Annotated in this window: 12 protein-coding genes; 2 read left to right on the forward strand and 10 right to left on the reverse strand. The window is 40.0% G+C overall.

Annotated features, from left to right (window positions below):
• Positions 1 to 71: 71 nt before the first annotated feature.
• From PTT44_RS01330 to PTT44_RS01345, 4 genes are all read right to left on the reverse strand, one after another.
• Entirely contained in the window at positions 72 to 2,171 is a 2,100-nt protein-coding gene (locus PTT44_RS01330; protein WP_168159613.1) for an EAL domain-containing protein, read from the reverse strand.
• Between the two features lie 474 nt (positions 2,172 to 2,645).
• Positions 2,646 to 3,815 carry a fatty acid desaturase family protein gene (locus PTT44_RS01335; RefSeq protein ID WP_168159614.1) on the reverse strand — a complete coding sequence of 390 codons (1,170 nt, stop codon included), beginning with the start codon at positions 3,813 to 3,815 and terminating at the stop codon, positions 2,646 to 2,648.
• 12 nt (positions 3,816 to 3,827) lie between these two features.
• Positions 3,828 to 4,856, reverse strand: a complete 1,029-nt coding sequence (locus PTT44_RS01340; protein ID WP_168159615.1) for a flavin reductase family protein — start codon at positions 4,854 to 4,856, stop codon at positions 3,828 to 3,830.
• A 220-nt stretch (positions 4,857 to 5,076) separates the two neighbouring features.
• Positions 5,077 to 6,192: an S-(hydroxymethyl)glutathione dehydrogenase/class III alcohol dehydrogenase gene (locus PTT44_RS01345; protein ID WP_168159616.1), complete on the reverse strand. Its 1,116-nt coding sequence runs from the start codon at positions 6,190 to 6,192 to the stop codon at positions 5,077 to 5,079.
• Positions 6,193 to 6,310: 118 nt separating this feature from the next.
• Here PTT44_RS01345 and PTT44_RS01350 point away from each other — a divergent pair, with 118 nt between their 5' ends.
• Both PTT44_RS01350 and PTT44_RS01355 read left to right on the forward strand, forming a co-directional pair.
• Positions 6,311 to 7,864, forward strand: coding sequence for a phospholipase D family protein (locus tag PTT44_RS01350; protein WP_168159617.1), 1,554 nt, complete (start codon positions 6,311 to 6,313; stop codon positions 7,862 to 7,864).
• A 258-nt stretch (positions 7,865 to 8,122) separates the two neighbouring features.
• Positions 8,123 to 8,560 carry a hypothetical protein gene (locus PTT44_RS01355; RefSeq protein ID WP_168159618.1) on the forward strand — a complete coding sequence of 146 codons (438 nt, stop codon included), beginning with the start codon at positions 8,123 to 8,125 and terminating at the stop codon, positions 8,558 to 8,560.
• Positions 8,561 to 8,621: 61 nt separating this feature from the next.
• On the opposite strand, the gene PTT44_RS01360 is transcribed toward PTT44_RS01355, so the two are convergent.
• The 6 genes from PTT44_RS01360 to PTT44_RS01385 form a co-directional block, all read right to left on the reverse strand.
• On the reverse strand, positions 8,622 to 9,215 hold the full coding sequence (locus PTT44_RS01360; protein ID WP_168159619.1) for a uracil-DNA glycosylase family protein: 594 nt from the start codon (positions 9,213 to 9,215) through the stop codon (positions 8,622 to 8,624).
• A gap of 30 nt (positions 9,216 to 9,245) precedes the next feature.
• Positions 9,246 to 9,956 carry an SGNH/GDSL hydrolase family protein gene (locus PTT44_RS01365; RefSeq protein WP_168159620.1) on the reverse strand — a complete coding sequence of 237 codons (711 nt, stop codon included), beginning with the start codon at positions 9,954 to 9,956 and terminating at the stop codon, positions 9,246 to 9,248.
• Between the two features lie 174 nt (positions 9,957 to 10,130).
• Positions 10,131 to 10,454, reverse strand: coding sequence for a pyrimidine/purine nucleoside phosphorylase (locus PTT44_RS01370; RefSeq protein ID WP_168159621.1), 324 nt, complete (start codon positions 10,452 to 10,454; stop codon positions 10,131 to 10,133).
• A gap of 152 nt (positions 10,455 to 10,606) precedes the next feature.
• Complete coding sequence (locus tag PTT44_RS01375; protein WP_087013063.1) at positions 10,607 to 11,350, reverse strand: SDR family oxidoreductase; 744 nt, start codon at positions 11,348 to 11,350, stop codon at positions 10,607 to 10,609.
• A gap of 15 nt (positions 11,351 to 11,365) precedes the next feature.
• On the reverse strand, positions 11,366 to 12,064 hold the full coding sequence (locus PTT44_RS01380; RefSeq protein ID WP_010326632.1) for a histidine phosphatase family protein: 699 nt from the start codon (positions 12,062 to 12,064) through the stop codon (positions 11,366 to 11,368).
• The gene (locus tag PTT44_RS01385) at positions 12,061 to 13,182 is read right to left on the reverse strand and encodes a phosphotransferase family protein (RefSeq protein WP_168159622.1); all 1,122 of its coding nucleotides are present in this window, start codon (positions 13,180 to 13,182) and stop codon (positions 12,061 to 12,063) included. The genes PTT44_RS01380 and PTT44_RS01385 overlap by 4 nt, the downstream gene beginning before the upstream one ends.
• Between the last annotated feature and the right edge of the window lie 62 nt (positions 13,183 to 13,244).

A 13,244-nucleotide genomic window follows, 5' to 3' on the forward strand; every position in this document is an offset into this window, starting at 1 on the left:
TCCGTTTAAGCCTTTGCCTTTAACTTAATGGCCTATCATGTTTGAGTTCATGAGAACAGTCGCTATGAAGCCTAGTGTAGTTTTAGCAACTGCATTTCTGCCTGCTGAGCACAAACAGGTGGACTAAACAGATAACCTTGCCCAATATGACAGCCCATATCTCTTAACAGCTGCAATTGTGTTTCGGTTTCAATGCCTTCGGCAACGATATCCATTGATAAAATCGGGCCGAGTTTGGCTAACCCTTCGACAATGGCATAAATCGATTTATCATCACTTAAGCGTTGTACAAAAGAGCAGTCAACTTTAATAATATCAACAGGATAGTCGCGCAAATGAGTAAGAGAAGAATGCCCCGTACCAAAATCATCCAGCGCTATTCGGACACCATTTGCTTTAAGTTTTTTAAGGGCGCGAACCACATATTCATAGCCGCGTTCAGCCAAATGATATTCAGTAACCTCAATTTCAACAAATTTCGAGGGTATACGGTAGGCTTTGAGACGTTTTAAAAAGATCTCAGCAAAATTATCACGCATAAATTCAACAGGTGCTGCATTTATCGAAATAGGTACAATCTGTAAGCCTTTTGCGCGCCATTCAGTAATCTGCTTGAAAACCTGATGCTGCATAATCTCACCAATACGGCTGGATAACTCATAATCATTAAAAGCTGCTGCAATTCGTGCAGGGCTTTGAATGTTATTTTGATCATCACGCCAGCGTAATAGCGCTTCATAACCAATAATTCGTTCTGAATCTAAACACACTTTCGGTTGGAAGAACGCCTCTATTGCAACATTACGAATAATTTGGTGCGCACAATTCAGTTGTTCTGATTGTTCCCGTACTGCATTAAACATATCCTGATCAAACATGCGCATACCGCCACGGCCTTGTGCTTTAACATCATTAAGTGCTGTGTCGGCACATTTGAGTAACTCACTGAGGTCATTCGCATCATCTGGATATAGACCACATCCAATGCTCATGCCACCATTGATGTAATTACCCGAAAAAGTAATGGGAAACTCAAGTTGTTGCAAAATCTGCTGGGCAATCTGATTGAGTTCGCCTATATCCTGCACATGTGGAATAATCACCCCAAATTCATCCCCACCAAGGCGTGCCAAGAAAGCTCGCCCTTCTAGAATTTGTTTTAAACGTTTCGATAAAATCCTTAACAAGTGATCGCCTGCGGCATAACCCAGTGTGTCATTGATGGTTTTAAAGTGATCTAAGTCCATCAGCATGACGGCTAACTTCTGCTTTTTGTCACGTGCATTGTTATACAGTTTTCTGATTTTTTCTTTAAACGCACGTCGGTTATTTAAACCCGTTAACTCATCACGTTCACTGCCTTGTTTTAATTTTTGTTCGGCCAAATATTGCAATGTGATATCACGTGATACACATAAAATGCTCTGGGTCTTTCCATTAATATCAAGTACAGGGGTTAGAACATTATCCCAATAATAAACTTTTCCGTCTGATAAACTCATGCCATTAAAATGAGAAATTTGGCCTTGGCTTGCACTATGCAATGCTTTTTTGGCTTTTTTACGCACCGCAAGAGGCAAAAGTTCGACCCAAGACATACCAAAGTCTTTAACATCCTCACTTCCCAACAACATGACACATGCCGACTTATTCATATGGGTGACCGTACTATCTGGTTCAACTACAATAATGCAGTCTACACTGGCATTTAACATATCCGAATGAGCACGTAATAGCGCTAAAGACTCGATATAAATTTTCATGCCCTGATGAATATCAGTGCAACTCAGTTGAAATCCAGCGGTAGAGCGATCCATTTCACCTTGGACTAAGAACCAATGATACTGGCCCTGATGATTACGAATCCGGCAGGTTTTTTCAAATGTAAGCTCAACAATTATCGGTTGATGCAAAAATTCATCTAATGCTGGCACATCTTCAGGATGAATATATTCAACTAAATTGAAGCTATCTGCGGATAAATCCATCCCCCCCACATACTGGCGTAAGGGTAAATTTAAATATTTGCAGACATCATTATGTATCCAAAAAAGCTGAGGAATAATATCAATCAGATGGTGGTCTTTTTTTAAAGTAGAACGCTTTCCTGCCTGTTGATCATAGGCAATATTTTTAGATTTAATTTTAGGCTGTGAATGGGTTCGAGACATAATAATTATCTGCAACTTAAACTCGCTGGTTTAGTCCATAACCAGACATATTGTTTAAAAAAGAAATCAAGCAAAGTCATGAAAAAACAGTGAAAACAAAAAAATAAATATAAATATAACGACAGTGCGTGATTACCATCACAATATGCATCATATACAACTTATATAAGCGTATACCAATGAAAATTTGCAACTATTACACAATTCAGACAAATAACTGAGCGCGGCTTTCAATAGCACATGAGCATGCATTTTAGCAACATAACTAAGCCAAACAAATTTCAGTGAAAAACTAATAATAACAATACATTATTTTAAGTAAAGACCGATAATTCACATAATGATTAAGTTTATTCTATTTACATAAAGACGTTATTCATAGGAGCTTTACGCCCTACTTTTGTGCAAAAAAATCAGAAGCCTGATTGGTAAATATTATCCAATCAGGCTTCTGATTTAGTAGATAGTTGCAAGCTATGATTTAACGATTTTTTTCTTCAATAAACTCAAATTGTGTTTCAGAAAAGACTGTGTAGGGTCACTTTTTTCATAACATTCATTTGGCAGCGAGTATTTAGCCAACTTCACCCAAACAGATGAAAACTGTTTGATAAAGCTCGCTTCATTGTAATGAATTCCATACCCTGCACACAGTGCTTTAATTTTGGGTGCGACTTGTGCGTAGCGATTGGCTGGCATGTCCGGGAAAAGATGATGTTCGATTTGATGACTCAAGTTCCCGCTTAAGATATGCAAGGCCTGTGTCCCACTAAAATTACTTGAGCCTCGAATTTGGCGCAGATACCACTCGGCCCGTGTTTCATTGTCAATATTGTCCATTTCAAAGTTTTCAGCATCTTCAGTAAAGTGACCATTAAAAATCACCGCGGATGCCCATAAACTACGAATAACATTGGCTACTGCATTTCCTGCAAAAACTGGCAGTGCATTTGGCCCAGCAATCATGGGGAAAAAGACATAGTCCTTAATCACTTGGCGTTTCATTTTCTGCCTAAAATCATATGACTCTACCCAAACTTCACGCCAAGTTTTTGTTTTATAGGCCACCACATCTTCTATATGCAGATTTTGTATACCAACATACCACTCAAAAAACACCATCAACTGTGCAGCTAAAGGCAGATTCAGCAAAAAACGAGGTTCCCAGACCTGTGCATCGCTCACACGGACTAAGCCATAGCCGACATCATGATCCATACCAACAATATTGGTGTAGGTATGGTGGATATAATTATGCGTATGTTTCCAGTCGGGGCCTGTGGCCATAGTATCCCAATCATAATTTGCCCCATTGAGACTCGGATCATTTAACCAGTCAAACTGACCATGCATGACATTATGCCCAAGCTCCATATTTTCTACGATTTTAGATACCCCTAATAAACCTGTGCCCAAAAGCCATACTGGAGGCAGCCATCCTGCAAACATCAGCATTGCACGTGCGCTTATTTCGCTATAACGCACAAAATTTCGGATTTTGTAAATATACTCAGCATCTTTTTCATTGAGATTTTCCATCACTTCACGACGGATCGCTTCAACTTTCGCACCAAACTCTTCGACTTGTGCAGGACTTAAATATTTGGATTTACTGCTTTCACTAAAATAAACGGGAAGATTCATATCTATACCTTCTTAAAGGTTGATTACAACAGGACTAACCGCCTGTGAAATGCATAATTTAATTTGTGTGTTATTGTTTTGATCAAGCTCGCCTGTGAGCAGATTCCGCACCACACCCTTAACTTTAGTACATGAACAAGTATTACAAATGCCCATACGGCAGCCATGCGCGGGACGTAAACCCGCCTGTTCTGCACTGTCTAATAAATTGCTTTGAGCTTGAAACTGTTGCTGCGAACGTTGAAACCTGACCACTTGAGCGCTCTGAGTATGATCGACAACAATTTGAAAGTATTCGGTATGCAGATGGTCAACTAAGTCTAAAGCCTGATAAATTTCTGTCAGGCTTTGCATCATATTGGCAGCACCACAGGCATAGCATTCACGTTGTTCAAAACCTTCCACCTTTTGGCTAAGCAAGTCTAGGCTCAGATGTTGTTTATCCAGCAAGGTATTTACATGATGGTATTTAAACTGCGGATAATGTTCAGTAAGTTGTTGCAGTTCTGTATGAAAGGCATCATCCCGCGTAAAGTAAATGAGATCGAAATTGGAAACTGTTTGTGGGCGTTTCAATGCTGCTTTAATCAATGCATAAATTGCGGTAATACCACTTCCCGAGGCAATCATCAGTGCAGAGTGAGGCTGACTTTTTAAAACAAATTCGCCCTGCGTTTGGGAAATTTCAACTACACTTTTTACAGGCTGTTGAGTGAGTGCATTTGAAACTTTGCCCTGTTGCTTGACAGCAATCACAAGATTGCCATTTTCTATAATCTCGACAATCGAATAGCTGCGCTGCCAACGTACACCAGCAATGAGTACTGTCACTAAGATACTTTGCCCAGCTTGATAGTCGGTTGCTTTAAAATGATGATTTGGCTGTAACTGCATGTACACGAAGTCATCTGATAAGTGATGCTTTGCAACAATCCGCGCTTTGGCTTTTTTCCATGCCCATAGCGGATTTACTTTTTCAGCCAGAAAATCGATGAAATCTTCACGTACCCATTCAGGACGGTATTCAACATGCTTTCCCATAGTCACCCTCTACTTTAGTTTGTTTTTATACAAGTGTGCATTATTGAGACATCAAGATAAGGTGAGAACCTATTTTCGACTATGTCATAAAAGGACAAAATCTAATGAATTGACATTTTTTATCATTTTTGTCTAACAACATGAACAGTTTTGCCAATTCACTTTTCTTCAAGCAAAAAAAACCAAGCCGCAGCTTGGTTTTTAAACACATTACAGTGAATTAGTCTTCAAAATGAATCACCGTACGGATTGATTTTCCATCATGCATTAAGTCAAAGGCTTCATTGATTTTGTCGAGACCCATAGTATGCGTAACAAATGGCTCTAAACGAATGTCACCAGTCATGGCTTCTTCAACCATACCTGGCAGTTGTGAACGACCTTTTACACCACCAAAAGCCGTCCCTTTCCAGGTACGGCCAGTGACCAGTTGGAATGGACGTGTTGAAATCTCTTGGCCTGCACCTGCCACACCAATAATCACCGACTGACCCCAACCACGGTGTGCACATTCAAGTGCTGAACGCATAACATTAGTGTTACCAATACATTCAAATGAGTGATCAACCCCCCAACCCGTCATTTCAACAATGACTTCCTGTACAGGACGCTCATGATCTTTTGGGTTTACAAAATCAGTTGCTCCGAATTCTGCTGCTAATTTATATTTATCAGGGTTCGTATCAACCGCAATAATACGGCTGGCTTTGGCTTTTTTTGCACCTTGTACAACTGCTAGACCAATACCACCTAAACCAAAGACTGCAACGGTATCACCCTCTTGTACTTTAGCTGTATTTTTGACTGCACCTAAACCAGTGGTCACGCCGCAACCCAATAGACAGACGTGTTCAGGATTAGCATCTGGATTGATTTTAGCCAAAGACACTTCTGCGACAACGGTATATTCAGAAAATGTTGAACAGCCCATGTAGTGATAAATCGGTTGTCCATTATAAGAAAAACGCGTTGTACCATCGGGCATCAGACCTTTGCCCTGCGTAGCTCGAACTGCAACACATAGATTGGTCTTGCCTGACTGACAGAATAAACACTCGCCACACTCAGCTGTATACAGTGGAATAACATGATCACCCGGCTGAACGCTGGTTACACCTTCACCGACCTGAACTACGATACCCGCACCTTCATGGCCTAAAACTGCTGGAAAAACACCTTCAGGATCATCACCAGATAAAGTAAATGCGTCGGTATGGCATACACCTGTATGAGTAATCTTGACTAAAACTTCACCTTTTTGTGGTGGAGCAACGTCAATTTCTACAATTTCCAGAGGTTGTCCAGGTCCAAAGGCAACAGCTGCACGTGATTTCATTTTCGCTATCCTTAACAGGTCTTTAACAGATGCGCTACAGTAACCGCTTTTTATTCTCTGTTTCAACCTATAACATGTGAAATGTATAACGTATAAAAATTAGGTCTTTAAAATAAATATGCCGATACCAACTCATTGTCGACCGCTGATTTTGCTGAGCACCGTTTTAACATTGGCGGGATGTCAACTCGCCCCCAATCAAGCTAAGCCTTCAGACCCTGTAGAGATATATGCACAGCATTGGCTTAATGGTCAAGATGCATCTGTACAGCAAAAACAGGGACTTACGGCCTATTTAGCTCTAGACGAAGCATTTATGAGTATTGCCTCACGCTTACATTTGATACGAGAGGCGAAGCACAGTCTAGATGTCCAATACTATATTTGGGGAGATGACTTTATAGGCCATATGATGTTGCATGAACTGTTAAATGCTGCAGATCGTGGTGTGAAAGTACGCTTATTGATTGATGACCAAAATGGCACTGCACTTGATGAAACTCTCAAAAAACTGAGCGCTCACCCCAATTTTGAAATCAAGTTATTCAATCCTTACAAATACCGTCATTTACGTGTGATTGATTATGCTTTCCGCTTCAATCACATTAACCATCGTATGCATAACAAACTGATTATTGCTGATGGCGCAATAGCAGTAACTGGCGGTCGTAACATCAGCAGTGAATATTTTGACGCCAGTGAAAAATTCCAATTTACCGATTTGGACATTTTGTTTTATGGGCAAGCTGTAGAACATGCCAATAATGTATTTCTAAGTTTCTGGAATGATGATCTCAGTTATGCAATTCCTCAATTAGTGGGCCGTGGAACAAAAGAAGAACTGGCTCAATTAAAACAGCACTATGAGGCAGATGCCTTAGATAAAAATGTGATTGAACAGAAAATTGATTTGGCTCGTATACAAGTCGATTCAGAGCTAACCAAACATCCTGTTAACTGGGCAAAGGCTCATTTCATTGCCGATTCTCCCAATAAAATTCGTGGTGAAGCAAAGCCTGATGAAATCATTGTCAAACAAATGTTCGATTTGATGGGCAAGCCTGAAAAGCATATGGAGTTGGTCTCCGCATATTTTGTTCCAACTACAGCAGGTGCCGACTATCTCTCCAATTTGGCAAAAAATGGAACTCGAGTTCGGGTCTTAACCAATTCGTTATTGGCTAATGATGTTGCCATTGTGCATGCATTTTATAAAAAATATCGCCGTGGCTTGCTCGAAAATGGTGTCAAACTGTATGAGTTTAAACCTTATATCGAACGAGAGAAATACACATGGTATGAAGTGGTAACTGGCCATGTGATTCCAGCTAAAGGTCGAAGTTCCTCACGGCTCCATGCCAAATTTTTTGATATAGATGGAAAAGTCTTTGTCGGTTCGTTTAACTTTGACCCGCGCTCAGCCCATTTAAATACAGAAGTGGGCTTAGTGGTGGAGTCAGATCAATTGCAAAATGCAATCTCACACAAGTTAGATGAATTTCTCCCGCATATTGCATATGAGTTAAAGCTTAATCCTCAAGGCGATATCATTTGGCTTGAACATCAAAAAGATGGAACTGTGATTGAACATCAAAAAGAACCCGAAACTACAAAATTTCAGCGTTTTATGATGAAAGCCGTGTCATACCTACCCATTGAATGGATGATGTAATTACAGGTGAATGACGCTATCCATGTTCTCTAATGTAAGATAGCTTTCTGTTTAGGCTGAGTTGCTTTGTTTTTAGGCTCAGCTTAAAAATGCTTTAGCTATTACTACTCTTAATAAACGCCATTGAATATAAGACTCGAACAGAATAATTGGATTTCATATCTAAATTCATTCAAGGACTTGAAAGGTTTTACTCAGTACACACTTTGATTTAACATGCAGCCCTTCTTTTTTATCTCTCCTTTATAAAGTTTAGTAATGCAATTTTTTGATTTAAGTCGTCAGTTTAATCTCAGCAATATTTTAACCCCATACAAAACACTAGAAGATCTTGCTCGACAAGAATGGTTTCTAAGTAAAGTGCGTGTAGAACATGACTGCTTGAGTGACAATGACATGGTTGAAGGACAAGTTGTTTTAAAATCCAATCAAAATGTCCAAATTGAACTGGAGTGGCAAATCCAAGATACAGGCCATGAACTTTTGGTTCAGTTTAAAGGGATCGAAACAGCTGCAAGTGAAGAGACTTTTGTTTTGGTGAAAGGTGCTCAATTGATCGATGAATCGCAACAACCACTTTCGGCAGGTGCACTCAGCCTTTGGATTGATGGAACCTTATTTCCTATGCTGCCGCAACTACGTAAACAGATTAAAGCGCGGCTTAATCTCTGGGACTATGTTGAATACGAAGACTAAAGCAGACCACTATCTACGAATGGTTGGAAGATTCAGTCATGTGGATAATCCCAAAAGTTACCTAAAGTAAGCCTATTTCAGAAAATAAGTTTTGATAAGCCTCAGCTTTTTTCTCTAAAGCCAAAGGATAGGCACGAGAAGAAGATGGCATCCGATAAAGCCTCAGGTCTCGTCCTGCAAAATGTGTCTCGGACTTCATGCCAATTTGTGGTTTTAACGTACCTGTAGGCATAGACAGCATGAGCGTATCAGTAGCTTTATCGCCAGTGGTCATCACACTATGACAATCGGGTATTTGTTCAAGTAAATGTTGTATATTGGTTGGGGTAATAATGTGCAAAAACTTATCTGAAGCATTGCCTTTTTGGCGAATCACTTCATAGGCCGTATCAAAAATCGCAATGCCCCGTTCATTTAAAAATGTACGGATCTGTTGTTCTTTAAATGTCTTCTGCTCGATATTGAGAAAATAATTTTTATCTTGGAAAAAACACAGACCAAATATTTTCCACATATCATTTTGAAAGTTTGGATAGTAAAAGTCCATTTTCCAACGGGCCTTAGGCGGTGGAAAGCTGCCCAGCATCAATAATTTGGCATTAGCTGGCAGGAAAGGTTTAAGTGGATGTTTTTCAATTTCAACTGAATGTGTCATAAGCTATAGAAAATTTGTCTTTATTCAATTTTAAAAAGATTGGCGTATTTTTTTAGCCACTTGTTTACCCCAAAATTGATAAATTTCTTTGCTAGGGTGGAAACCGTCTTCGGCCATAACTAAGTTTAAAGCCAAAAACTTCTTTAGATCGTACTCTACCCACTCCATCTGATTTTGCTGTGCGACAAATTGGCCTAATTCTAAGTTCATCGCTTTGGCATATTGACCGAACAACCATGCAAGTGGGTTTGGAAGTGCAGGAAACTGATCCATCGGTGGTACACCTGATGCAATTGTTAGTTGTGGACTAAACTTATGTTTGAGTATGTCATAAAGCTGCTTCTGTTTTGCGATCCAAGCCTGCGGCGAAATGAATTTTGTAATGTCATTTACGCCTACAGAAGTAATAATGACATCAAAATGCTGTGTCTCAAGCGTTTGGATGGACTGAATGACCTGATCTGTGGTGAATCCCGTCATTGCGTGTAAATAAAATTGAATACTAAATTCAGATGACAGTTCTTTTAAAATTGAACCCAATAAAGCATCATCTTGAATATTTACACCAACACCAGCCGCCGCTGAATCCCCCAAAATGAGCAAGGAAAGCGACTTACCCACGCCTTTTTGTCCAATGCGCTCTCCTTCGGGTTCAGCCAATCTTGGTGTATTTTTTTTGACGGCATAGCCCTGAAAAAGAATGACTGGAATCAAAGCCAGCGTATAAATTTTTAATCGCATATTCAGTGACTGAGTCTAAGCTAACTGAGAGATGAAAATAGTATACTTTGAATTGCGTCTATACACTGACTTAAATAGTCTTTAGAAATATTGCTTTAAAGTTAATGATAAAAAATACAATCATAAAGTTATAAGACTTAATATTATTCTAACAATTTTAGTCTTTGTCTTCGGCTATTTTTCTAAGTGACAAATATAATCTACGACTTCACTTGCCATCATACTAAAGCGACTGTTGGCAGGAACATCAAAACTTTCACCTGCATAATACAGCCTCATTTCAGTCTGTAGCCCAATTTTAACTTGGCATTGACCTGAAACAATTTCAATATGCTCCGCAACATGCGTTTCAAACGTCAGCGGTTGATCTGTAGGCAAAATAACCCCAAGGGTCTTTTGTGAACCATCTTCACATTGAATGACATGACTGATTGCGCGCCCACCAAAATGGACATTGGGCTTTTTTCTAACTGAAACAAAGTCGAATTGTGTGGACATCTTGATCACCTTTTTTCTTCAATGCTACCTCGAGTTTATGACCAACTCATGAATGCACTCAAATGATCATCTGGAAATAGCAACGTGTGTTTAGAAGGCAGTGGCATAGTTAAAAATAAAAAGGCTGATTTACAGCCTTTTTATTTCAATCATTAACCCAGTTTATTGACCAATTTCAGCGGTAAAATTTTCATTGCTAAACCAAGTGGTAACCACGGCCATTTAGGAACATAGGCTTTTACAGGGGCTTTTTCAATTTCTGCGGCCAACAGTCGTGAACCTGTTTTTTCATCCACTTCAAAAGGTAGTGGTTTTGCACCCTCATTGATTTCTGTACGAATATAGCCAGGGAAAATCGTGGTGACTTTGATTGGGGTATTGAGCAGTTCTGCACGAATGCCTTCAGCCAAATGTGCAACGCCGGCTTTACTAGCACCGTACGCGGTCAAATGTTTTGGCATACCGCGGACTGCACTCATAGAAGAGATAACAACCAAATGTCCTGCATTTTGCTCACGGAAAATTTCAACTGCAGCTTCACACTGCGCTAGAGCTGAAATAAAGTTGGTTTCAACCGTGGCTTTATTAATCGCAAAACTGCCTTTGCCAATTCGACGCCCATCTCCAATTCCAGCATTTACAATCACACGGTCTAAATGGCCAAATTCTTGTTTAAATGCACGAAAAACTTCAAACACTTGATCGTAATTGGTCACATCTAAAACTTTAGGGATGACTTTTATTCCGTACTTGCTCTCAAGTTCCTCTTTTAGGCTTTCAAGGCGATCTAAGCGTCGTGCACAAATTGCCAAGTTATAGCCTTTTTGTGCAAATTCGCGTGCCATACCTGCACCAATGCCAGAACTTGCCCCTGTAATTAAAATTGTTTTAGCCATGTCTTAATCCTGTCCCTAGATCCATGTCAGTAAGTTTGAGTTTTCGGCTTTAATAAAATGATGTTCATTCAGACTTAAAAGCTGCGGTTCATTGCCCACCAGTCGTAATGTGGTCATGCTGCTGTTGGCAATAGCCCAATTAAGCGCAAAGGTTTTATTTGGACTTAAACCCAACAGCTTACCTGCAACCACTGAAATTACACCGCCTGAAGTAAACACCACAGCATAGCGCGGTTTGCTTTGAGCCAGTTCATCACACAAATCTTGTAAAGCGACTTCAATTCGACTTTTAAACTCAGGCCATGATTCATCGTACTCATGGTGATAGTCGCCACCTGTCCATCGTTCAATTGCCCCTTCAAATATCTTGGCCAAATATGCACGTGGGTTCGACTCTTTAGCCACATCGGCTTTTAGTAAATGTGGCTCGTTAAAACGCGGTTCGTAATGAGCAAAGACTTGCTGATGATTGAACTCATTCCATGCAGAATCTGTTAAGACATCTACTTCAGGAAAGCATTCAGCCAAAGAAATACATGCCGTTTGCTGATGTCGCTGCATGGAGCCTGACACCACCACAGGCGCTTCTTTTAAGATCTGATCAAAATATTGACCCAAAATTTTGGCTTGGAGTTCACCATTGGGAGAAAGTTGATCATAACTTTCTGCACCAAAAGATGCTTGCCCGTGGCGAATGAAATAAATAGTGGTCATTTGCCTAATATTTCCTTCATTTTAACAATGTATTTTTGAGCAACTTCATTGGCTTCAATTTTCTGTAAACCAATCAATTTAAGTGCGCGAATATGGAGAGCGTGAATTAAAATCCAAAAATCTTTGAAAGCTGGGTTATTGGTCTGTTTATGGTGATAGCGATAATAAATTTGTTGGGCAATCACGGCTAAACGGAAAATGCCAAAGACTTCATAAAAGGTCCAATTCTCGACTTCTAAACCCATTTGTTCTAAATAATAATCGACCACTTCTTTACGTGTGAACATGCCTTTAAGATTTGTCGGTTGACGACGTGTGGCTTTAAAAAGTGCACTATCCGACTCTTCAACCCAATATGCCAAAGCCGAACCTAAGTCCATGAGTGGATCGCCAAGCGTTGCCATTTCCCAGTCCAAGACCCCAATGATTTGTGTCGGATGATTCGGATCTAAAATAACATTATCAAAACGCCAATCGTTATGAATCACACAAGTTTTTGAGTCTGCTGGAATATTATCCTTCAGCCACTTTCGCACATATTTAAATGAAGGGACGTTAATGGTTTTGGCTTTTTCAAAACGAGCGTCCCAACCTTCCACTTGACGACGGCAGTAACCATCACCTTTACCAAGGTTCTCAAGTTCTGTGCCTTGGTATGGCACTTGATGAAGTTCGATCAGTTTATCAATCACATTGATACACAACTCACGAACTTGGGCTTCTTTAAAATCTAGCTCTCTCGGTAAATTGGCACGTGGAATAATGCCTTCTACACGTTTCATCACGTAGAAGTCACAGCCAAGAACAGATTCGTCCTGACACAATGCAACCATTTCGGGAAGTACAGGATAAAAAGGGGTTAAATTCTTTTGCACATGATATTCACGTGCCATGTCATGTGCAGATTTAGCTTTGGTACCTTTGGGTGGGCGGCGTAGAATTAGATCGACATTGTCGTATTTCAATCTATACGTCCAGTTAGATGCACCGCCTGAGTATTGCGTGACTTCAACCTGCCCTTGTAGATCGACACCTTGTGCTTTGAGCCAGTTTTCTACGGCTACAGCATCCAGTTCTTCACCCGCCCGAACTGTTCCACCTACATCAATCGCTGACATTCTTTTTTCCCAAACTATCAATCTTTTCTTTATAACTTAGAAGATCATCTATTCTTATTTCA

The sequence above is a fragment of the Acinetobacter sp. Gutcm_16 genome, from assembly GCF_028649355.1.
Taxonomy (GTDB): domain Bacteria; phylum Pseudomonadota; class Gammaproteobacteria; order Pseudomonadales; family Moraxellaceae; genus Acinetobacter; species Acinetobacter johnsonii.

Excerpts from the sequence above, each read along its gene's own strand:
- PTT44_RS01345 (WP_168159616.1), bottom strand. The coding sequence starts at position 6,192 with ATGAAATCACGTGCAGCTGTTGCCTTTGGACCTGGACAACCTCTGGAA.
- PTT44_RS01360 (WP_168159619.1), bottom strand. The coding sequence starts at position 9,215 with ATGACACATTCAGTTGAAATTGAAAAACATCCACTTAAACCTTTCCTG.
- PTT44_RS01375 (WP_087013063.1), bottom strand. The coding sequence starts at position 11,350 with ATGGCTAAAACAATTTTAATTACAGGGGCAAGTTCTGGCATTGGTGCA.
- PTT44_RS01330 (WP_168159613.1), bottom strand. The coding sequence starts at position 2,171 with ATGTCTCGAACCCATTCACAGCCTAAAATTAAATCTAAAAATATTGCC.
- PTT44_RS01340 (WP_168159615.1), bottom strand. The coding sequence starts at position 4,856 with ATGGGAAAGCATGTTGAATACCGTCCTGAATGGGTACGTGAAGATTTC.
- PTT44_RS01335 (WP_168159614.1), bottom strand. The coding sequence starts at position 3,815 with ATGAATCTTCCCGTTTATTTTAGTGAAAGCAGTAAATCCAAATATTTA.
- PTT44_RS01385 (WP_168159622.1), bottom strand. The coding sequence starts at position 13,182 with ATGTCAGCGATTGATGTAGGTGGAACAGTTCGGGCGGGTGAAGAACTG.
- PTT44_RS01350 (WP_168159617.1), top strand. The coding sequence starts at position 6,311 with ATGCCGATACCAACTCATTGTCGACCGCTGATTTTGCTGAGCACCGTT.
- PTT44_RS01370 (WP_168159621.1), bottom strand. The coding sequence starts at position 10,454 with ATGTCCACACAATTCGACTTTGTTTCAGTTAGAAAAAAGCCCAATGTC.
- PTT44_RS01365 (WP_168159620.1), bottom strand. The coding sequence starts at position 9,956 with ATGCGATTAAAAATTTATACGCTGGCTTTGATTCCAGTCATTCTTTTT.
- PTT44_RS01355 (WP_168159618.1), top strand. The coding sequence starts at position 8,123 with ATGCAATTTTTTGATTTAAGTCGTCAGTTTAATCTCAGCAATATTTTA.
- PTT44_RS01380 (WP_010326632.1), bottom strand. The coding sequence starts at position 12,064 with ATGACCACTATTTATTTCATTCGCCACGGGCAAGCATCTTTTGGTGCA.